The 19,352-nt window shown below is 39.7% G+C and carries 20 protein-coding genes and 1 other annotated feature; of the genes, 4 read left to right on the forward strand and 16 right to left on the reverse strand.

All coding sequences use genetic code 11. From position 1 onward, the window contains the following. Positions 1–25 precede the first annotated feature (25 nt). The 6 genes from DWY37_RS10270 to DWY37_RS10295 all read right to left on the reverse strand — a co-directional run bounded on the left by DWY37_RS10270 (position 26) and on the right by DWY37_RS10295 (position 3,950). Complete coding sequence (locus DWY37_RS10270) at positions 26–214, reverse strand: hypothetical protein (protein ID WP_117699007.1); 189 nt, start codon at positions 212–214, stop codon at positions 26–28. Between the two features lie 251 nt (positions 215–465). Then, on the reverse strand, positions 466–777 hold the full coding sequence (locus DWY37_RS10275) for a hypothetical protein (protein ID WP_117699006.1): 312 nt from the start codon (positions 775–777) through the stop codon (positions 466–468). Then, positions 777–1,175 carry a hypothetical protein gene (locus DWY37_RS10280; protein ID WP_117699005.1) on the reverse strand — a complete coding sequence of 133 codons (399 nt, stop codon included), beginning with the start codon at positions 1,173–1,175 and terminating at the stop codon, positions 777–779. The genes DWY37_RS10275 and DWY37_RS10280 overlap by 1 nt, the downstream gene beginning before the upstream one ends. A 57-nt stretch (positions 1,176–1,232) precedes the next feature. After that, positions 1,233–2,339, reverse strand: a complete 1,107-nt coding sequence (locus tag DWY37_RS10285; RefSeq protein ID WP_117699004.1) for a lysylphosphatidylglycerol synthase transmembrane domain-containing protein — start codon at positions 2,337–2,339, stop codon at positions 1,233–1,235. After that, positions 2,281–2,832, reverse strand: a complete 552-nt coding sequence (locus DWY37_RS10290) for a hypothetical protein (RefSeq protein ID WP_117842203.1) — start codon at positions 2,830–2,832, stop codon at positions 2,281–2,283. The genes DWY37_RS10285 and DWY37_RS10290 overlap by 59 nt, the downstream gene beginning before the upstream one ends. Before the next feature lie 92 nt (positions 2,833–2,924). Next, complete coding sequence (locus DWY37_RS10295) at positions 2,925–3,950, reverse strand: glycosyltransferase family 2 protein (protein ID WP_118542057.1); 1,026 nt, start codon at positions 3,948–3,950, stop codon at positions 2,925–2,927. Positions 3,951–4,182: 232 nt separating this feature from the next. After that, positions 4,183–4,523 (forward strand) — a binding site (T-box leader). Positions 4,524–4,609: 86 nt separating this feature from the next. Between DWY37_RS10295 and tyrS the strand changes: the two genes are divergently transcribed. Then, complete coding sequence (tyrS, locus tag DWY37_RS10300; RefSeq protein WP_118542055.1) at positions 4,610–5,836, forward strand: tyrosine--tRNA ligase; 1,227 nt, start codon at positions 4,610–4,612, stop codon at positions 5,834–5,836. A 106-nt stretch (positions 5,837–5,942) separates the two neighbouring features. Here tyrS and DWY37_RS10305 read toward each other — a convergent pair whose 3' ends face one another. From DWY37_RS10305 to DWY37_RS10350, 10 genes are all read right to left on the reverse strand, one after another. Beyond that, complete coding sequence (locus DWY37_RS10305) at positions 5,943–6,794, reverse strand: Rpn family recombination-promoting nuclease/putative transposase (RefSeq protein ID WP_117699245.1); 852 nt, start codon at positions 6,792–6,794, stop codon at positions 5,943–5,945. A 357-nt stretch (positions 6,795–7,151) separates the two neighbouring features. After that, positions 7,152–7,589 carry a hypothetical protein gene (locus DWY37_RS10310; RefSeq protein ID WP_117699244.1) on the reverse strand — a complete coding sequence of 146 codons (438 nt, stop codon included), beginning with the start codon at positions 7,587–7,589 and terminating at the stop codon, positions 7,152–7,154. 9 nt (positions 7,590–7,598) lie between these two features. Continuing rightward, on the reverse strand, positions 7,599–8,390 hold the full coding sequence (locus DWY37_RS10315; RefSeq protein WP_158565997.1) for a putative ABC transporter permease: 792 nt from the start codon (positions 8,388–8,390) through the stop codon (positions 7,599–7,601). Then, positions 8,384–8,854: a phosphohydrolase gene (locus DWY37_RS10320; RefSeq protein ID WP_117842201.1), complete on the reverse strand. Its 471-nt coding sequence runs from the start codon at positions 8,852–8,854 to the stop codon at positions 8,384–8,386. The genes DWY37_RS10315 and DWY37_RS10320 overlap by 7 nt, the downstream gene beginning before the upstream one ends. Positions 8,855–8,948: 94 nt before the next feature. Further along, positions 8,949–9,932: a Gfo/Idh/MocA family protein gene (locus DWY37_RS10325; protein ID WP_117842200.1), complete on the reverse strand. Its 984-nt coding sequence runs from the start codon at positions 9,930–9,932 to the stop codon at positions 8,949–8,951. Between the two features lies 1 nt (position 9,933). Further along, positions 9,934–10,815, reverse strand: a complete 882-nt coding sequence (locus tag DWY37_RS10330; RefSeq protein ID WP_117842199.1) for an ROK family protein — start codon at positions 10,813–10,815, stop codon at positions 9,934–9,936. Between the two features lie 28 nt (positions 10,816–10,843). Beyond that, positions 10,844–11,677 (reverse strand): carbohydrate ABC transporter permease, encoded by an 834-nt coding sequence (locus DWY37_RS10335; protein ID WP_117842198.1) that lies wholly within the window; start codon positions 11,675–11,677, stop codon positions 10,844–10,846. Further along, positions 11,674–12,546 (reverse strand): carbohydrate ABC transporter permease, encoded by an 873-nt coding sequence (locus DWY37_RS10340; RefSeq protein ID WP_117842197.1) that lies wholly within the window; start codon positions 12,544–12,546, stop codon positions 11,674–11,676. The genes DWY37_RS10335 and DWY37_RS10340 overlap by 4 nt, the downstream gene beginning before the upstream one ends. A 118-nt stretch (positions 12,547–12,664) precedes the next feature. Further along, positions 12,665–13,975: an ABC transporter substrate-binding protein gene (locus DWY37_RS10345; RefSeq protein WP_117842196.1), complete on the reverse strand. Its 1,311-nt coding sequence runs from the start codon at positions 13,973–13,975 to the stop codon at positions 12,665–12,667. Between the two features lie 64 nt (positions 13,976–14,039). After that, entirely contained in the window at positions 14,040–15,251 is a 1,212-nt protein-coding gene (locus DWY37_RS10350) for an ROK family transcriptional regulator (RefSeq protein ID WP_117842195.1), read from the reverse strand. Positions 15,252–15,468: 217 nt separating this feature from the next. On the opposite strand from DWY37_RS10350, the gene DWY37_RS10355 reads away from it, so the two are divergent. Genes DWY37_RS10355 through DWY37_RS10365 form a run of 3 tightly spaced genes read left to right on the forward strand, consistent with a single transcriptional unit; the run spans position 15,469 to position 19,350 of the window. After that, a complete protein-coding gene (locus DWY37_RS10355) occupies positions 15,469–16,626 on the forward strand; it encodes a hypothetical protein (protein WP_147343735.1) in 1,158 nt (385 codons plus the stop codon). A gap of 25 nt (positions 16,627–16,651) precedes the next feature. Continuing rightward, positions 16,652–17,557: a D-psicose 3-epimerase gene (locus DWY37_RS10360; RefSeq protein WP_117842193.1), complete on the forward strand. Its 906-nt coding sequence runs from the start codon at positions 16,652–16,654 to the stop codon at positions 17,555–17,557. A 23-nt stretch (positions 17,558–17,580) separates the two neighbouring features. Then, entirely contained in the window at positions 17,581–19,350 is a 1,770-nt protein-coding gene (locus tag DWY37_RS10365) for an L-fucose isomerase (protein ID WP_117842192.1), read from the forward strand. Positions 19,351–19,352 lie beyond the last annotated feature (2 nt).

Genomic DNA, 19,352 nt, shown 5'->3' on the forward strand with positions numbered 1-19,352 from the left:
AATGTATAATTATACTGTTGATACATCAGACACACAAATGTAAATAGGGACTTTGAAAAAACTTCGAGATATTTTCTACATGCTTAAATCCATTCAGACAGCACGGACAGGCAAAAATCCTGCTCATCTTATCCCGAAGAGTTTCATAATCTCTCTTTTCTACCAGTTCATCCAGTTCTTCTTCTCTGAAAAATTCATTATCCCGGTTTTTCATGCATTCCCCTCCGACACGATTCGACACTTTTTATCTGTTTTTATAATAATTACGAATAACCTGCCTGTAAACTACCCGAAAGTGTAGGTTTTTCATTTACCCGGGAATTTTTTAAAACAGGGAATTTAAAACACTTGACCGGAAGATAAGTTCAAGTGCAAGAATTGCACTGCACAGTAAAACAGCAAGAGTCAGCTATTGCAAACTCTTGCTGTTCGAATATACCTTTAAAAAAGGGACTATTAATATTTCTATTTTCTCTGTAATCGTTTCTGCAGCACGCCCTTTGGGTCTTTGATTAAAAACATTACCAGCCAGATGATTAATCCTAAGACTACTACGGATATCCCCAGGAAAAAATCATTCAGCATGTCCACCGGTTCCGGTGTAAAATACGCTGCCTTTAATTCTATGTACTCAACTACCGCATCTACCAGCCACATCAGTGTGGCGCCCCAGTACATAAGACTTAAGGCTCCTATTCGCATCTCGTTGGTGCCGTCCTTAAAATACCATACCAAAGTTACAATCACTGCCGCAATGGCTGCCGTAAGCAAAGTCATTACTGAACCTCCTTACCTGCACCGATAACCGGGCGCTTCTCAATTACATTGGATACTGCCACCATACCAGCCCACACTGCCGTAACAAGTACTGCCATGGCAACACCGGTTGTTGCCATCTCATGGAGCATTGCCATCGCATCCTCCGGATTTCCTGCTGCTGTTAAAAATGGGAACCATGGTGTCACTTCGCCATGCCAGATATGTTCAAATGCCAGAAGTGCAGAACCGCCCCAAAGCATATGATTTAACCATTTTAATTTATGAGAAAATGGTGTCTTGCTGTTCTCACTTAAGGTAAGCTCCTCTTTATTTGCGCGTTCCTCTTTCCCCTTTACCACATGCTCTGCAATTGTGGTAACTGCAGCTTCCGTTGCCGGAACTAAAAAACATGCCATATTTATATCCTCCTTATAAAACTGATACTTTTATTATATGAGGGAATTTTCTCAAAGTCAATTGTATTCTGCTGTTTCTGCGGGTTTCTTTCTGCTGCACTTCCATTCCAGAATATATACAATCACCGTAAGAATTGCGGACATTATCAACAAAAAGTAGAAATTTATTCCACGGGACACACACATGGATGCCGTAAGAAAAGTTCCCGGAAATACCCCGGCGAAAATGCTCTTATACATCAGCTCCGTAATTCCCTGTGCCCCCGGCAATGGCAGCATATCCACGGCGATATAGACGGATGCCTGGAGCATCATGACTGTAAGCACATCTGTGCCTTTTAAATGAAAGCCAAGATATACAAGATAAGTCAGGAAAAATACACTGCATCTTTGCAGCACAGTGAATAATGTGGCCGCCACGATTTTTCCCTTATGTCCGGCAAAAAACTGCACGGTCTCACGGTATTTTTCCACAAAGCCGGAGAGTTTCCCGATTCGCTCCTCCGAATGCTTCAGCAGATGAATCCGCACGCAGAACCGCTCTACTCCTGTCACAATATTGTGAAACAGCTTTGGCCCGAACATCACGATTAAAAGAAAAATCACCAGCACTGTATTTAACAGAAGTCCCAGATAAAAAAGCCACATATAGCTTCCCAGATAATTCTTTAGCGGATGATAGCCAAACAGCAGCATGAAAAGTCCAATCACCACCAGCACAAATTTGTAAAGCACTGCTACCGTCATTAAGACTACCGTACTTTCCGATATCTTTAACCCATCTTTTTTCATATGATAGAGCTGCATCGGCTGTCCGCCTGTGGCGGACGGTGTGATTCCAGAATAGAAAAATCCGATAAAAGAATATTTGATGCACCTGCCTGCTGCAATGGGATTTCCCAGTGTACGCAGAAGATAGCAGATTATCAGCCCTTCTGCCGATACGAAGAAAATCCCCAGACCCATGGCTCCAAAGAGATACCACACATCCATTTTTCTTACTGCCTTTGCAACCTCTGTCATATCATTTCCCTTACAGATAGCAGAGAAAGTCAGTGCCGCCAGTAAGAGAAACAGCAGGACACTGATGAGATTCTTTTTATTCTTATGCAATTTCTGTCCGATACTGCTCCATACGGATGAGCTGCTTAAGTTCTCCTTCATAGATGACCTCTTTCTGCTCTAATTCATAAAAATCTTTTGGAGTTACCAATGAAAAATGCTTCGAAAAAAGCTTTAATCCATTCTCCTCAAGCACCCGGGCAACAAAGGAGGAACAGGTATAGCGTTTCTCCCGGAAGAATTCCTTCTGCAATAAAATAAAAGGCAGTCCTGCGATGCAGTAATGATATTTGTAGCGGTTTTCATAGCATTTTTTCAACTGCTTTCTGATATTTTCCTTCTGCTTTTTTGTGCAGTCTATGGCAAATATCATGTAACGCGCCGTTGGAAATGCCCGTATGATTTTCTCCTTTTCTTCCCGCTCGAAACCCGCCAGAAGCGGTATCGAAGGAAATCTTCTTCCCACGCTGTAGCACTCATCCAGCATCTCGTCCATGCCAAGCACCACATGTATGTAATCCTGCCGAATGGCTTTGCGGATCATCCACGCAAACAGCCCCGGAGTATCTACTAATCCGATGTATAATTTTTCCATTTTCTTATCCTCTTGTGCAATTCCTGCTGTTTCTTATATTGCTTTCATGCAGCCTTATGCTGTAGTTTTTGCATTGTTGGCTGTCCTGTTTCTTACTGGAACTGGTACATTTTCCGTGCCAGGCGATAGCCGGTCAGGGTTACAAAGCCGCCTGCCGCACCACCCGGCAGATAAGTAAATCCGCTTAATCTCCGGTATTTTAAAATGCTATAAAGCTTTGGATGCAGTGCCTTTATATGCTCCCAGAGATTCTCCCGTTTCGCATAAGCTTCCTTATCTCCAATCAGCAGCAGGTGGATGGAAGAAATTGCCATCATGATAGAGATATTTCTTGTCATATAGGCTGCCAGCTTCGGATAAGTTTTTGACACCTCACCAAGGTTCACGCAGTCTGACACCAGTTTGGTTACCTTAATCTGCTGGTCAATCCGCTTCATTAAGACTTTTTCATTTACGGACTGGTCATCTCTTCCCAGGAAATAATGATACAAATCCAGATTCAGATAGCAGATATTTTTTACATAAGGTAATGGTTTATATGCAAATATGTTATCCACATAAAAAGTATGCTTCGGCAATTGCAGCCTGCAGTCCCGCAATATCTGGGTGCGGTAAAGCAACGCATGCATCACAAGGTACTGGGACGGCTTAAAATTGCCCATGTCATTCCAGGTACAAAGCTTCTTCTCCGGAAATACATTGGTATAGCGCATTGGCTTTGTCCTGTTCTCATAAAGGTGGTCATAGACGTAATTGCAGACTACCAGATCCACTTCTTTTTCCTGCCATTCCCATTCCCGAAGCTCTGAAAGAAGCTCCTTTAAGCTTTCCTCATCCAGCCAGTCATCAGAATCCACTACTTTAAAATAAGTCCCTGAAGCTGCCTCAAGTCCTGCATTTACGCCGGAACCATGTCCACCGTTTTCTTTATGTATGACTTTCACAATATCCGGATATTCCTTTGCATACTCGTCAGCAATCTCTCCGGTTCTGTCGGTAGAGCCGTCATCTACAATGATAATTTCCCCTTCCTCCTTGCATACCAGAAGGGAATCTATGCAACGTTTCATATAATCCTGTGAATTGTAACAAGGTACTGTAAATGTAATTTTCTTCATTTTCCTAACCTCCTGTATCTCTGTTAACTAAAACGAATAAACTTTCCTTTTGTCTTCAATTTTCTTTTTGTGTATTACTCCATTAATACAATTACACAATTAAAGTAATTTGTCAATTTACATTTCCTTAAGATTTGTTAAACAATAAATAACAAATTTTTAAATCCGGCTTTTAAAATCTTATGTTTGACAAATTTTAAGTTACCCCCTATAATGGGGATAATTAAGGCAGTTACAGGCTTTGATGGGAACAAGTAATAACAAAGGAAACCTACAGAGAGTCACCGGTTGCTGAGAGGTACAGGGGCAGCTTGTTATGAATACATCCCGGAGCTTCGCACCAAATATTCAACATTTGTCAAATTAGAAACATAGTTTGCAAGGGAATGGCTTATGCAAATTTGAATGAGTAGGCTGCGACGGATTAGCACACGTTATCGATGCGTAAGTTGCCAGGTATCCCTAAGGCACTGCAGATGGCAGTCCTGTCGGTGACGGACACTTACTGAGGCAGGTTATGCGAATAATCTGTGAAAAAAGGTGGTAACACGAGACTTCGCCCTCGTCCTTTCATAGGACGGGGGCTTTTTTATGCGGGAAACAGAATAAAAACATTTCCCAAAATTTTAAAAAATATATTTTCAGAAAGGATTTTTATTATGACTTTATATGATGAATTAGTTGCCCGTGGACTGATTGCCCAGGTAACCGATGAAGCTGAGATTAAAGAGCTCATCAACAATGGAAAAGCTACTTTTTATATTGGATTTGACCCAACTGCAGACAGCCTTCATGTCGGACATTTCATGGCACTTTGCTTAATGAAACGTCTCCAGATGGCTGGCAACAAGCCAATCGCCCTGATTGGTGGCGGAACTGGTATGGTCGGCGACCCATCCGGACGTAGTGATATGCGTCAGATGATGACACCAGAAACCATTCAGCACAACTGTGACTGCTTTAAGAAACAGATGAGCCGCTTTATTGATTTCTCCGATAACAAAGCTCTTATGGTAAATAACGCTGACTGGCTCATGGACTTAAATTACATTGAACTTCTTCGTGACGTCGGTGCTCATTTCTCCGTAAACCGTATGCTGACCGCAGAATGCTACAAACAGCGTATGGAAAAAGGCTTAAGCTTCTTAGAGTTTAACTACATGATTATGCAGAGCTACGACTTCTATACCTTATACCAGAAATACGGCTGTAATATGCAGTTCGGTGGCGATGACCAGTGGAGCAACATGTTAGGCGGAACCGAGCTGATTCGTCGTAAACTTGGAAAAGATGCTTACGCGATGACCATCAACCTTCTTCTGAATTCCGAAGGTAAGAAAATGGGTAAAACACAGTCCGGTGCTGTATGGCTTGACCCGGATAAGACTTCTCCATTTGACTTCTACCAGTACTGGAGAAATGTTTCCGATGCAGATGTATTAAAATGTCTGCGTATGTTAACCTTCCTGCCATTAGAGCAGATTGACGAAATGGATAAATGGGAAGGCAGCCAGTTAAACCAGGCAAAAGAAATCTTAGCTTACGAACTGACCAATCTGGTTCATGGCGAAGAGGAAGCCAAAAAAGCACAGGAGAGTGCAAGAGCATTATTCTCCGGTGGCAATCATGCAGATATGCCTGCTGCTGAAATTACAGAGGCAGACCTTCGCGATGGCGTTATCGATATCATGGGACTTCTTGTTTCTGCCGGACTTTGTGCTTCCCGTTCCGAGGCACGTCGTGCCGTAGAGCAGGGTGGTGTTACTGTCAATGGTGAAAAAGTAACCGATATCAAGACCACCTATACTCCGGATGATATCAAAAATGCAGAAGAATTTGTTCTGAAACGCGGAAAGAAGAAATTCTGTAAAATTGTAATGAAATAATCTATAAAAATAAGCCAAAAGAGTTGTACCGATTTGCCCTGATGGACGTTCCGATACAACTCTTTTTTGTCCTATAACCCGCTATTTCTTTCTGAATCTTATCGCTTTATAAATCCAAAGTCTTTCCATACTTTTCTAATACCTGTTTTGCCTGCTCTTCCGTTATCTGTAATTCTTCCTGCAGCAATGCCAGGATTTCGGCATCTGATTTTCCAAATTTACGACCGAGCTTTATGATTTCTACTTCTTTTCCCTCCTGCAAGCCTTCTTTCAAACCTTGTTTCCGAATCCGCTCTTCTCTCTCAAAACTCTTCATATATGCAAGACCTACCTCTCCATCCCGCTTGACTGCCGTTACCATCCGATGTAACTTTTTCAAGTTTTCAGATGGAGCATTCTCTATGGATGAATGCTCCATGTAATGCAGTAGCTGTTTTAATTCCTCCGGCGGGTTTCCTTCCCTTCCCCTTGTATACAGGAATATCGTCTGTGCGCCATCCTCATATTCTAATTCCGGTACTTCGATACATCCATTTTTAATTGTATACACCATGCGATTCAGTCCAAAGGGGTCATAAGTTGTAATAAAGATTACGATGACATTCCGAAGACTCCCATAGGTATCCCCTGCTGTCAGATTTCCTGCGTCAATCTTCGCATGGTAAAACCGGACTCTTCGGGGCAGTGATACGATTTCTTCTTTTCCATCATTCTGGTCTGGTTCTATATCAAAGATTTCTCCGTTCTCTTCATCCAGATATACATCCAGCCGAATGCCGTGAGTCTCTGTATTCTCTCCACAGAAGAAGCGCTGCGGCACTACTGTAAGCTTTCCTATCTGCCGACGCAGAATGCATTCCAAAATGTACCTCGCCGACTGTTCCCCGTAAATTTTGTGACTGGTCAGGCTGTTTACCAGAAAGTCATCCACCAGATTCAGTTCTTCTAAAGTTTTCATGTTTCCTCCTTTTCCCATAGTGCAAGGAAAAGCAGGATGATATACTTGGCTTTTCGTAAGAACGAATTTTCATATCGTTCAAACTTATTTGTCAGGTACTGTTATCATAATCTCATTTCCGATTCTGAAATTCCACCTATCCAATGCACTATGCGTTTGTTAATTGTAATTAGAATTTAAAAGCATAGAATTCATTGAATTGATACCAGAAATTTAGATTGGCTTTCGCCACTCGAAAATCAGAATATATGCTTTGTGTTGATTGTAACAAATGCCCTTGAAGAAAACAAGTAAAATATTTATAAAATAAACTGCCTCTCCATCCCACTTTACTGCCATTACCATCCGGTGTAACTTTTATCCATTATTTTGGGGTTTATCAGACACTAAAACGATACTAACTATTGCAAGTATAATTAACACATGCAGTATAATATGATATAAATCCGGAACATATCTTCCAGAAATGTTTACTACCTGAATACAATCCTTAAAATATTTTATCTTATTTTCTACATTTCCCATAAATCCATTTCCAAAGATTGTATACCACTCGTGGCTTAAAAATTGTGTTATAAACCACATGGAAAGCCATATCAAATGAATATATTTACCGATTTTTCCTGCAAAAACAAATAACAAAAATGTAACTACAGGAATAACCATAAACATCCATTCATCCCTGAATGCTCCCTCTACCAAATATTTGCTGCCAATTTTAACTCCTGTCATAGCAAGAAAATACCAGATTAATAGTATAACATTTGCTATTATCGCATATTTCTTTTTATCCATTCTTTTCTTCTACCCCCGGAACCGGTCTTTTACTTTCTCTACATATTGAACGCACAGTTCTTTCCGTTCTTCTACAAAGCTGCTGCAGCGCTCCTTCTTCTCTTCCACAAAACTGCTGCAACGCTCCTTCTTCTCTTCGAAGTAAATTTTACAGTACTCCTTCTGCTCCCCCGCCATATAAAGGTAACATTCTTTCCGGTCCCGCATCTGCCGTGCCAGCTTTTCCATTCTTGCACGGACGGTTTCCATATGTACGGTCGTATAAACCACATCAACTACAAAGAGAATATATAGGAAAAGTACCACTCTGGTGAGCACCAGCTCCGGAATTGCTGCGGTAAGCTGCATGATTACCGGATGAACGAAGCAGAGCAGTATCACGTTTCCGATTCCAAATATGATGCAGCCATAAAGACAGATTCTCCCGTTCAGATTATATCTGTATCTGGTATAATCCCACCAGCGTTTGTGGAACATACGCTCCATCGCATAAGAAGTAATATACTCTACTACGCCGGAGGTAAACATGGCTACCACAAAGATTGCCGGCACATTTCCAATCCAGCCGATGAGCCAGTAATTAAGCACTGCTCCCGCTCCATAAATCGGAATCCACGGACCTCTTAAGTAGCCACGGTTGATAAATTTATGATATTTTATCTGGGAGCAAATGGTAGATTCATAAAGCCATCCTGCTGCACTGTAAATCACAAACCAAAGGAAATAAATTCTGCCGGCTACCAGAAAATGCAGGAACACATTTCCGCATGTGCCCATAAATTCTCTTACCTGTACTAACATACTTCCTCTCTGCATCTGCGCTGTAAGGTCTCTCTGGCAGAACATTTCTTGTCAATCCAGCAGACAATCCAGCTTTCTAAATATTTCGGCGGCACCAGCGTCAGCGGAAACATATGCTTCTTGATAATGTCATGCTCTATCGGAGTTAATTCTACATCCATGCTGGCATTCCGCAATGCTACACCCGGATGGAAAAATCCATGCAGATGATGTGGCGTCAGCTGGTTATGCCAGTCATATAAGAAATAATCATGAAGCAACGCCCCACGGATCAGCTGCTCCATTTCTACTTTAAGCTGATGTTCCTTTGCAAAAAGGTAACTTTCATATGCCACCTGAACGCAATGCTCATATACTTCGGTGGTTCCATGCTGGATATGCTCTCTGGACTGCAAAATTCTGGTTTCTGCTTCAACCTGTTTTAATATATTCATGAAATAAGTATCTTTACTATAAGCTTCCATTTCTTAAACTTCCTTATCTCTCATCTTATTCCATCTTAATCAACATCATATATCACGTCAATGCCCGGATTCTTACGATTTTCTTAACCTGCAGTTACCAGTCTTCCCCAGGATATTTCATATTCCAGTCTTTTCTTATTTTTGTCATGATATCCATGACATCCCTTGAAAAAGCAAGCTTCATATCATCCGCATTCTGCCGGCTTACTGCCTGCTCCATATCCGTCAGTTCATATCGCAATGCATCTGCGGTACAGCCGCAGTCTATCTCTGTTTTTGCTCCTGTTACAGCATCTACAATGGTTGCTTTCTCTGCTCTTGGAAACTCCATGATTTCTATATAGCCCTTCTCGCAACTGATCATCGCCCGCTTTGGCTGCTTGGAATGCATGGAAAGTGCTACTACTGCCATCTGATTTAAATCATTTTTTAATAAAATGGTTGCCTGCTCGTCTGAACCAGTCGGTGATACCTTTCTCTGGCTGACAATCTCTTCCGGCTTTTTATCCATAAAGCTTCTTACAATGGAAAGTGCATATACACCGATATCAAGCATTGCCCCGCCTGCAAGATTCATATTGAAAAAACGGTTTTCCATATTGTATTCTTTAAAACTGCCAAAATTAATGGTAATCATCTGAACTTTTCCAAGCTCACCATTCTTAATGATCTCCCAGAGTTTTTTATAAAGCGGCATGTGCCAGATTGTCATCGCCTCTGCCACAACGAGATGGTTCTGTTTTGCCAACAGAACCATCTCGTTTAATTCTTTACTATTTAATGTAATTGATTTTTCTACCAGAATATGTTTTCCATGCTGTAATGCAGCTTTCATAAATTTGTAATGGGTATTGTGGGGCGTTGTAATATAAATAATATCCACTTCATCATCTACAAAAACTTCATCTATCGAATCATAAACTTTGGCAATCCCGTATTTTTCTGCAAATGCTACTGCTTTTTCATGGGTACGGTTGGCTACTGCATACATGGTTTTTCCCATTTTCTGCAATGCCTGCGCCATTTCATTTGCAATTACACCGGTACCCAGTACTGCCCAGTTTAAATCCTTTTCCATATTATTTCTCCTTTTCCCATTCCAGCATTCCAAGCTTCATGGAACCCAGTACACCCGGATTTTCACCCAGACCAGGTGCCACAATATAATCATCCATATGCTCTGAAATCATCGGATGGTAAACGTAGCCGTGTAACATCTCCTTCACATTCTCCCGGATCATGGCAAATAATTTCTCCTGGTGCATCACACCCCCCCAGAGAATAATCTTCTGTGGGGAATACATCAGAATATAATTGGTGATTGCCTGTGCCAGATAATCTGCCTCTAATTCCCATACCTCCGGCACGTCAGTAAGCTCCTTCGCTTCTTTTCCGTATCTTCCGAGAATGGATGGTCCGGAAGCCAGACCCTCCACGCAATGTGTATGGAACGGACAACAGCCGCCATAAGTATCTTTCGGATTTTTCTGAATCAGAATATGACCACCTTCCGGATGTACCAGTCCATGAACCAATCCGCCATTGACGTACACTCCCACACCAATTCCTGTGCCAACGGTAATATAAATGGCATTTTCGCAGCCTTTTGCTGCTCCCCAGGTCACTTCGCCCAGGATAGCGGCATTTACGTCCGTATCAAAACCTACCGGAACCTGAAGGGCTTCCTTCATTCTGCCTACAAAATCTGCTCCTGCCCAGCCCGGCTTCGGTGTTTTTGTGATATGTCCGTAAGTTGCTGAATTTCTGTTTAAATCCACCGGTCCAAAGGAACCGATGCCCAATGCTTCAATCTTTTTCTCCTGAAAATATGCAATCATTTCAGGAAATGTTTCATCCGGTGTACATGTCGGAATGGAAATCCTCTCCAATACCTCTCCGTTTTCATTTCCGATGGCGCAGACCATCTTGGTTCCGCCAGCTTCAAGTCCTCCAAAAATCATTGTATTCTCTCCTTTGCTCTATTAAATTTTAACCCTTTACAGCACCTGCTGCAATTCCTTTTACAATATTTTTTTGCATAAGAATATAGAATAAAATAATCGGAATACTTGAAATTACAAAGTTTGCTAAAATTAAATTCCATTGATTGCTATATGTTCCATAGAAGTACTGCTGTGATAACGGTAATGTCATTGGTTTTCCGTTTCCATATACAAGAAATGCTACCAAAAATTCTCCCCATACCCATAACGCATTCAAAACCGCAACTGTTGCAAGTATTGGACGCATCAGTGGAAGTACTATTTTACCAAGCATTTTAAATCTTGAACATCCATCAATTATAGCTGCTTCTTCCAGTTCCCGTGGCAAACCCACACAATAACTTCTGCATAAGAAAATTGGTACTGGCATTCCTAATGCAAGATAAACCAAAATTAATCCAAATAAATTGCCAACTAATCCAATTTTACGAACTACTACAATCAATGCTACCATATAAACCTGAAATGGAACAAATAAGGTTGTCATAATTACCAGCATAATAATACTGGACACCTTAGAATGCCATCTGGCCAATGCATATCCAGTAATTGCTGCAACCAATACTGTTAATGATGTTGTTACAACAACTGTAAAAATACTTGTCATAAAAGAGGATACAAAATTACTTTCCGTAATTATCGTAATATAATTATCCAGATTCCATGTCTGAGGCAGTGCTAATGCAGATGAACTAATTTCTGCTTTTGTTTTAAAAGAATTAATAAATACCAGAAGAAGGGGAGCTACAAATAAAATTGCAAACACAATTGTTACTGCATATTTTATTATGTTAAGTATAGTATTACTTTTCTTTTTCATGATAATCGCTCCTCCTTCTTCTTCATAATTGCGTTAAGTACAAGCGAAATGCCTGCAATAATCAGAAACAGGATGATGGACTGTGCAGATGCATATCCATTTCGGCTGGCACCAAATGCAGTTGTATATATTTTATATACCATGGTACTTGATGCGCCTACCGGACCTCCGGATGTCATAGTGTATGGCAGTTCAAATACTTTCATATGCGCTGCTACTGACAAAATAAGACAAGTCATAATTGTCGGTGCAAGAATCGGAAGCTTAATATACCAGATTGTTTTTAATGTTCCTGCACCATCGATTTTTGCAGCCTCTATCAAATCATCTGAAATACTCTGTAAACCAGCAATATATATCACCATATAATATCCAGCTACATTCCATATTCCAACAATAGCCAATGCTAAAATTACCAGTGATTTATTACCTAATAACGCTACTGATGTACCGGATATTGTTTTTGTCATTTCAGGTAAAACTTTTGTGTATACAAAATACCAGATATAACCTACAACCAGCAGACTCATTGTATTCGGAATAAAAAATATTGTCCGGAAGAAATTTTTAGCTTTTAATTTTGCATCTAATAAAAAGGCCAGTAAAATAGATACTAAATTTCCTGCAATAACCGCTATCAAAGTATAGCTCAATGTATTTTTTATTGTTTGTGTAAATGTCTTATCTTTAAATGCCTCTTTATAATTGTCGAACCAGATAAAATTATACTCTGTTTTCATTCCATAAGAATCGGTAAAAGAAAGCCAGAAACTTTGAACTACCGGAATTATAAAGAATAAAACAAACAATATCATTGCTGGCAATAACAGGCAAAAATAAAATAATGTCTCTTTTCTTTTTTTTCTCATGTACTCTCACATCCTGTTAAAAAAATCGGAGCTATTATATCAACTGTATTTTTTTCAGATCCGTCAAACTGACAAATCCAATCTACATTCGATACAACAGCTCCGGTATTATTATCAATTACTGCTGTTCTTTATATGCCTTATCCCAATACTCATCCAGAGTGGCAGCTGTTGTCTCCCAATCACTTTCGCCTAACATATAGTAAGAGAAGATCTCCCAGAGTTTATCTGTAAAGGTTGTTCTTAAAACTCTGTCGCCAAGCGGTGTAATCTTACCTGAATTAATGTAAGAATTAATATCTGCTGCAACCGGATCATAATCTACATTAACACCATTAATTGCAGAGGAAACTGCACATTTTTCTGCCCAGATAGTTCCAGCTTCTTCACTTGACATATATGCAAGGAACTTCTTTGCAATATCTGCATTTTCAGAATCTTTACAGATAGAAAGTGAAGTATCCGGGAAACATAACAGAACACTGTCATCCGGGTTATCAGAAACCGGGAATGCCATAATTCCAATATTAGCATCACTGTTTACTCCTCTGACACTTGATAATGCCCAGGAACCTTCAAAATAAAATGCATTCTCACCATTAGCAAAATTTGCTGCGCAGTCATCATAAGAAAGGTTGTATGCGTTATCCGGGTCACAGTATTTATAAACAACATCTGTTAACTCATCAAAAGATTTTTTCCAGCCTTCATCTGTTGCAAAAGAATGTTCTCCAGCATCACGCTCTGCACTCCAATCCGGATTTTTTGCATATACATTTTCTGCAAACAGACCAATTAATGCAATATACGGAACACTCAGGTCACTTAAACTGGAAGCAAATGGTGTAACCCCATTTTTCTGAAGTTTTTCACATGCTGCTACTAAATCTGAATAAGTAGTCGGAACTTCTATATCATTTGCTTCGAGGACATCCTTATTATAGAATAATCCAATCCATCCATTGTCTAATGGCATTGCATAAGTGCCATCATCATATATCTTATTTGCACCTGCCAATGTGTCTGAATTGATGTTAGATAAGAAATCTTCTCCAGATAAATCCAAAAGATAATCTTCATCAATTTCTTTCATCCATGTAACAATATCCGGCATGTCACCTGATGCTGCTCTGGAACGTAATGTGGTTTTTAAGTTATCAGAATTCATACTCTGCACTTCAATTTTAACTCCTGGATTATCTTTTTCAAAATTACTGATAATCTCATCCAGTGCTTCTTTTGGCGCATCCTCAACCTTACAGGACAGGAATTCCAATGTTACCTCGTCCCCTGATGAATCTGCATCTGCTGCTTTCTCTGTGTTTCCCCCTGTGCTTTCACTACTGTTGTCGCTTGTTGAGCCACAACCTGCCAACATTGAAATTGTCATTGCTGCTGTCAACATAATGGACACAATCTTCTTTTTCATGTAAAGTACCTCCTATAAAATATAATTTATTTATAATTCCTGGCGGAATTATTGCACCATATCATTATGCATTTAAGGAGAGCTTTGGTTTTTCAAGAATATGACTTAAGACATGGCAGCAGGCACCCAGTGGATATTCTTCCTGCTTTAAAGAGCCAACTCTTATTTCAATCTCATTTTCATATCCTCTTGTCAGATAATTCTTTGCCGTATTCTTAATTTCATTAACAAATTCGGTATCTTCAATCTGTGTACAACCACCAATAATAACTGTAGTAATTTCCAGTGTTTTAATCAGATTTGCTATCGCTATTCCAATATAAAAGCCGGAACGCTTTAATACCTGACGGCTGATCTCCTCTCCTTTTTCTGCTTTTTCAATAAAATCCTGTACTGTTAAGTGTTCTTCATCCTTTGAATACTCTTTGCCTGCTTCTAAACAAAGTTTTTTATATTCATTGTTCATCGCCATTTCACTTGCAAATGCATCCAGGCATCCACATTTTCCACAGGTACATAACGGGCCTTCCGGATTTACTGTAGTGTGTCCAATAAATCCTGCATTTCCCTGTCTTCCTTCTATCAATCTTCCGTGATAAAAAATTGCACTACCAATACCGGATCGAAGTCCTATGTAAATAAAGTTTTCTATATCTGATACCATGTATTTTTCTCTCTCTGCAACAGAAAGCAAATGTACATCATTTTTAATATAGACAGGTACATGGAATTTTTCTTCTAATATGTCCTTAATATGTATGTCATTCCAATTCTTAATACGTTCAATATGAACGGAAATTCCATTTTTTTCATCAATATTTCCAGGAAGTCCAAGTCCTATCCCCAATACCTTTTCCATACTGATGCCAACTTTTTTTACAATTTCTTCAATTTCATTTATCAATCCTTGCAAAACTTCATCTGCCTCAGCATCTGCCTCGTAACGAATTTCTTTTGAACCGATAATTTCTTTTGCTGCATTTGTTACTGCAATTCTGGTTCTGTGAATTGGAAATTCCAAATCTATTCCAATTGCATAACATGCCTTTGCATTTACAAGTATCAGATCTGCAGGTCTTCCCCCGGTACTTCTGACCTGACCTTTCTTAATAATGTAACCGTTTTCCTGCAGCTCTTTAATCACTTCAAGAACCGTTGGTCGGCTCACCATTGTTTTTCTTACAATCTCTTCTATCGTAAGTGGCTGATACGATAAAATACATTGCATAATCAGGTACTTGTTTGCTTCTTTTAAAACTTTTGTAGTGTTTTTCATTCACTTGTCCTCCCTTGACATGTATCATAGCACCTCTCATTTGTTTTGTAAAGTACTTTTACAATAATATTTTATAAATTATTTTTGCAAAATATATTTAAAAAACTATTCTTTTATGTTATACTCTGATAACAACAGCATGTTTTTTTCTGATAATTACATAATGAGTGCTATATTTTTTAATTATTTATTATTTAAGAAAGGATATCATATGCATATGAAAAAGAGTCTTTATCAAACGATTCAATATTTAACAGACAGTTCTTCTGACCTGTTAAAAAACTGCAAAGTTACTACTACCAACGGAATTACTATTTTTACCCCGGATGGTGTCTCAAGTTATAATGCATTATGGCTTAGGGATTTTTCTTATATGGTAGAATACGCCGGTGACTGTATTTCAAATGATGAAATTATTGGCTGTATACAATACGCAATTGACCATAGACGTGCTGATGATGGGTGGATGCCTGACCGTATCTACGAAGATGGTGTCACTGCCTATGCAGCAGGTGTTGTAGGAAAACCTATTGGAGAAGCCAATCTGGATAATACTCCTTTTCTGATATTTACTGTCCACTCTTTAATGACAAGACTAAAACCTGGTGAATTTCAGGAATTATTTAAGAAATGGGAACCCTATTTACGTCAGGGCTTAAATGCCATTCCGCTAGACAAACATGGACTTGTCTATAATGATCCTGTAAAGCCCCATTCTCCATATGGATTTACCGATACTGTTGCCAAGACCGGCTCTCTTTATATGGAAAGCCTGCTTTACTGGCGTGCATGCCTGCACATGTTCCGCATGACAAGTTCACCTTCTGATAAAGAATTATATTTACAACGTTGCAACGCAATTGAATCATCCATCAAATACCTGTACCATTCCGATTCTCATGCTTTTCTTGCTGCAACAGATGACTGTGCACAGATTGATATCTGGGGAATTGCTTATATGTTATATATCAATTTTCCATGCACCGATGAGATAAAGAGTGATATTCTTACCTTCCTTAAAGATTATTATGACAGATATGTATTACATGGTCAAATCCGTCATCTGCTTTCAGGAGAATACTGGGAACGGTTATTAATCGAAATACCGCATGAAGAATACCAGAATGGTGCATATTGGGCAACTGCAAGCGGCTGGGTTATCTGGTGCCTTGCACAAATAGATGAAAAGCTCGCTGCCCGGACACTTTATGATGTTGTTTCATATTTTCAAAAGGAAGGTTCCTTTGAGTGTATAAATCATGATTATCAGAAACTTTCTTCTTTTGTAGTGAGCACCACTAATGTTCTTGGAGCTGCCAGACGGCTGGAACAAAATAAAAATTTCTGCGATGCTTTTGCAGCAATTACTGAATAGTAAATGATATAAGGAGGTTTTTACTATGAACTATGGAATCTATTTTGCATATTGGGAAAAAGAATGGAATGCTGATCAAAAACAATATATACGCAAAGTAAAAGAATTAGGTTTTGATATTCTGGAAATATCCTGTGCAATGTTAAAAAATATTTCCATGGAAGATTTAGCTTCACTGAAAAAAGAAGCGGATGATCAGGGAATTATTTTAACAGCCGGATATGGTCCAAATGCCAGTGAGAATCTTGGAAGTCCGGATTCTGCAATTGTGAACAATGCAATTACATTTTATACTGATATTCTTAAAAAGCTGGAATTTCTTAATATTCATACTTTGGGTGGAGGCATCTATTCTTACTGGCCAGTTGACTATAGCCAGCCGATTGATAAAGCCGGAGACTGGGAGCGAAGTGTCAAAAATGTCCGCACAGTAGGAAAGATTGCAGCCGAATGTGGTGTTAATTATTGCCTTGAAGTACTGAATCGTTTTGAGGGATATCTTATCAATACCTGTGCAGAATGCAGACAATTTGTAGAAGAAGTTGATGTTCCTTCCGTAAAAATTATGCTGGATACTTTCCATATGAATATTGAAGAAGATAATATGGTGGAAGCCATTCTTTTAGCCGGAGATAAACTGGGTCATTTTCATGTTGGTGAAAACAACCGCCGGTTGCCTGGAAAAGGAGGTTTTCCATGGTATGAAATTGGAATGGCTCTTCGTGCTATTGGATATCAGGGGAATGTTGTTATGGAACCTTTTGTAAGAAATGGTGGTACTGTTGGAAATGATATTAAAATCTGGCGTGATTTAAGCCAGGGTGCCAGTCTGGCACAGCTTGATTCAGACGCCAGGAATTCGGTTGCATTTCTCCGCAACGTATTCAGTGGCCCAACGTCTGATTATCACAGCATTTTACATAAAAATTGAAATTAATAAGGAGGTATTTTACTATGAAAACATATCCTGTTATTGGCATCAGACCAATTGTAGACTCCAGACGTTTAGGTATACGTGATTCACTGGAAGAAAAAGTAGCCCAAATGGCTGCCCAGGCAAAGGCACTGATTGAGCAAAATGTATTTTATGCAGATGGAACACCTGCAAAAGTAATTATTTTTTCTGAAGGAAGCATTGCCGGCAGTGAAGAAGCCGCACGCTGTCAGGCTGAATTTACTTCCAAAGGTGTAACCGCTACTTTAAGTGTGACTCCAAGCTGGTGCTATCCTTTGGAAACCATTGATATTGATCCTCTTACCATCAAAGCCATCTGGGGGTTCAATGGCACAGAACGACCGGGGGCTGTTTATCTGGCTGCTGCCATGTCTGCTCACAACCAGATGAAACTGCCATGTTTCTCCATCTATGGACATGATGTGCAAGATATGGATGAAAATGAAATTCCTGAAGATGTGAAACAAAAAATTCTGTTATTTGCAAAAGCTGCACTGGCAGTGGGGCAGTTAAAAAATAAATCATACGTCAATATTGGCTCTGTTTCCATGGGAATCATGGGTTCCTTCTTCGACCCATCTTTTTATATACATTATCTCGGAATCCGGCCGGAATGGATTGATATGACAGAAATTTTACGTCGTATTGATCATGAAATTTATGATAAAGATGAATTTACAAAAGCCCTGAAATGGGTACATGAAAATTGTAAAGAAGGTATGGATCCCAACCCGGAATGCCGTGCACACAGTCCAGCGCAGAAATCTCAGGAATGGGAATTTGTTATAAAAATGACTTTAATTATTCGTGATATTATGCTTGGCAATCCAAAACTGGCTGAAATAGGCTATCAGGAAGAATCTCTTGGACGTAATGCATTATTTGCCGGTTTCCAGGGACAGCGTATGTGGACAGATTATAAACCGAATGCAGATTTTACAGAGGCAATTTTAAATTCTACCTTTGATTGGAACGGTAAAAAACAGCCACTCGTTTTTGCAACAGAAAATGATAATCTAAATGGTCTCTCCATGATGTTTGGAAATCTTCTTACAGGAAAGGCCAGTGGATTTTCTGATATCCGTTGTTATTGGAGTCCTGATGCAGTAAAGCGTGTTACTGGCTGGAAGCCAACAGGCGATGCGGAAAATGGTTTTATTCATCTGATTAATTCGGGTTCTACCTGTCTTGATGCCTGCGGAAAATCTTCAGATGAAAATGGAGTTCCAGTCATGAAATCCTGGTGGGATATGACAGAAACTGACATCAATGCCTGTCTTCAGGCAACTGACTGGTGTCCGGCAGAATTATGCCAGTTCCGTGGCGGTGGATTTTCCTCTCACTTTAAAACAGATGCTAAAATGCCACTGACTATGGTAAGAGTAAACCTTGTAGAAGGCATTGGACCTTGTTTACAAATTGCGGAAGGATACAGCATTACTCTTCCGGATGAAGTTCACAAAATAATTGATAACCGTACTGATCCAACCTGGCCTACCACCTGGTTTGTTCCTAACCTTACAGGAAACGGTGCTTTTCAGGATGTATACAGTGTTATGGCTAACTGGGGAGCAAATCATGGTGCCTTTATCTACGGACATATTGGTGCAGAATTAATTACTCTTGCATCTATGCTTCGCATCCATGTTTCCATGCACAATGTTCCGTCCTCCGCTATTTTCCGTCCACATGTCTGGAGTTCTTTTGGAACATCCGATATGGAAGCCGCAGACCTTGCTGCATGTAAATTCTATGGACCTTTATATTAAAA

Origin of the sequence: Roseburia sp. AF25-13LB (genome assembly GCF_003478915.1) — a bacterium.
GTDB classification, from domain to species: domain Bacteria; phylum Bacillota; class Clostridia; order Lachnospirales; family Lachnospiraceae; genus Roseburia_C; species Roseburia_C amylophila.

Bases quoted from the DNA above. Each gene is read 5' to 3' on its own strand.
- DWY37_RS10290 (WP_117842203.1), bottom strand. From the start codon at position 2,832: ATGGAAAAATTATACATCGGATTAGTAGATACTCCGGGGCTGTTTGCG.
- DWY37_RS10315 (WP_158565997.1), bottom strand. From the start codon at position 8,390: ATGTTAGTACAGGTAAGAGAATTTATGGGCACATGCGGAAATGTGTTC.
- DWY37_RS10340 (WP_117842197.1), bottom strand. From the start codon at position 12,546: ATGAGAAAAAAAAGAAAAGAGACATTATTTTATTTTTGCCTGTTATTG.
- DWY37_RS10345 (WP_117842196.1), bottom strand. From the start codon at position 13,975: ATGAAAAAGAAGATTGTGTCCATTATGTTGACAGCAGCAATGACAATT.
- DWY37_RS10310 (WP_117699244.1), bottom strand. From the start codon at position 7,589: ATGGATAAAAAGAAATATGCGATAATAGCAAATGTTATACTATTAATC.
- DWY37_RS10355 (WP_147343735.1), top strand. From the start codon at position 15,469: ATGAAAAAGAGTCTTTATCAAACGATTCAATATTTAACAGACAGTTCT.
- DWY37_RS10330 (WP_117842199.1), bottom strand. From the start codon at position 10,815: ATGATTTTTGGAGGACTTGAAGCTGGCGGAACCAAGATGGTCTGCGCC.
- DWY37_RS10285 (WP_117699004.1), bottom strand. From the start codon at position 2,339: ATGAAGGAGAACTTAAGCAGCTCATCCGTATGGAGCAGTATCGGACAG.
- DWY37_RS10325 (WP_117842200.1), bottom strand. From the start codon at position 9,932: ATGGAAAAGGATTTAAACTGGGCAGTACTGGGTACCGGTGTAATTGCA.
- DWY37_RS10335 (WP_117842198.1), bottom strand. From the start codon at position 11,677: ATGAAAAAGAAAAGTAATACTATACTTAACATAATAAAATATGCAGTA.
- DWY37_RS10270 (WP_117699007.1), bottom strand. From the start codon at position 214: ATGAAAAACCGGGATAATGAATTTTTCAGAGAAGAAGAACTGGATGAA.
- DWY37_RS10305 (WP_117699245.1), bottom strand. From the start codon at position 6,794: ATGAAAACTTTAGAAGAACTGAATCTGGTGGATGACTTTCTGGTAAAC.
- DWY37_RS10360 (WP_117842193.1), top strand. From the start codon at position 16,652: ATGAACTATGGAATCTATTTTGCATATTGGGAAAAAGAATGGAATGCT.
- DWY37_RS10275 (WP_117699006.1), bottom strand. From the start codon at position 777: ATGACTTTGCTTACGGCAGCCATTGCGGCAGTGATTGTAACTTTGGTA.
- DWY37_RS10320 (WP_117842201.1), bottom strand. From the start codon at position 8,854: ATGGAAGCTTATAGTAAAGATACTTATTTCATGAATATATTAAAACAG.
- tyrS (WP_118542055.1), top strand. From the start codon at position 4,610: ATGACTTTATATGATGAATTAGTTGCCCGTGGACTGATTGCCCAGGTA.
- DWY37_RS10295 (WP_118542057.1), bottom strand. From the start codon at position 3,950: ATGAAGAAAATTACATTTACAGTACCTTGTTACAATTCACAGGATTAT.
- DWY37_RS10365 (WP_117842192.1), top strand. From the start codon at position 17,581: ATGAAAACATATCCTGTTATTGGCATCAGACCAATTGTAGACTCCAGA.
- DWY37_RS10280 (WP_117699005.1), bottom strand. From the start codon at position 1,175: ATGGCATGTTTTTTAGTTCCGGCAACGGAAGCTGCAGTTACCACAATT.
- DWY37_RS10350 (WP_117842195.1), bottom strand. From the start codon at position 15,251: ATGAAAAACACTACAAAAGTTTTAAAAGAAGCAAACAAGTACCTGATT.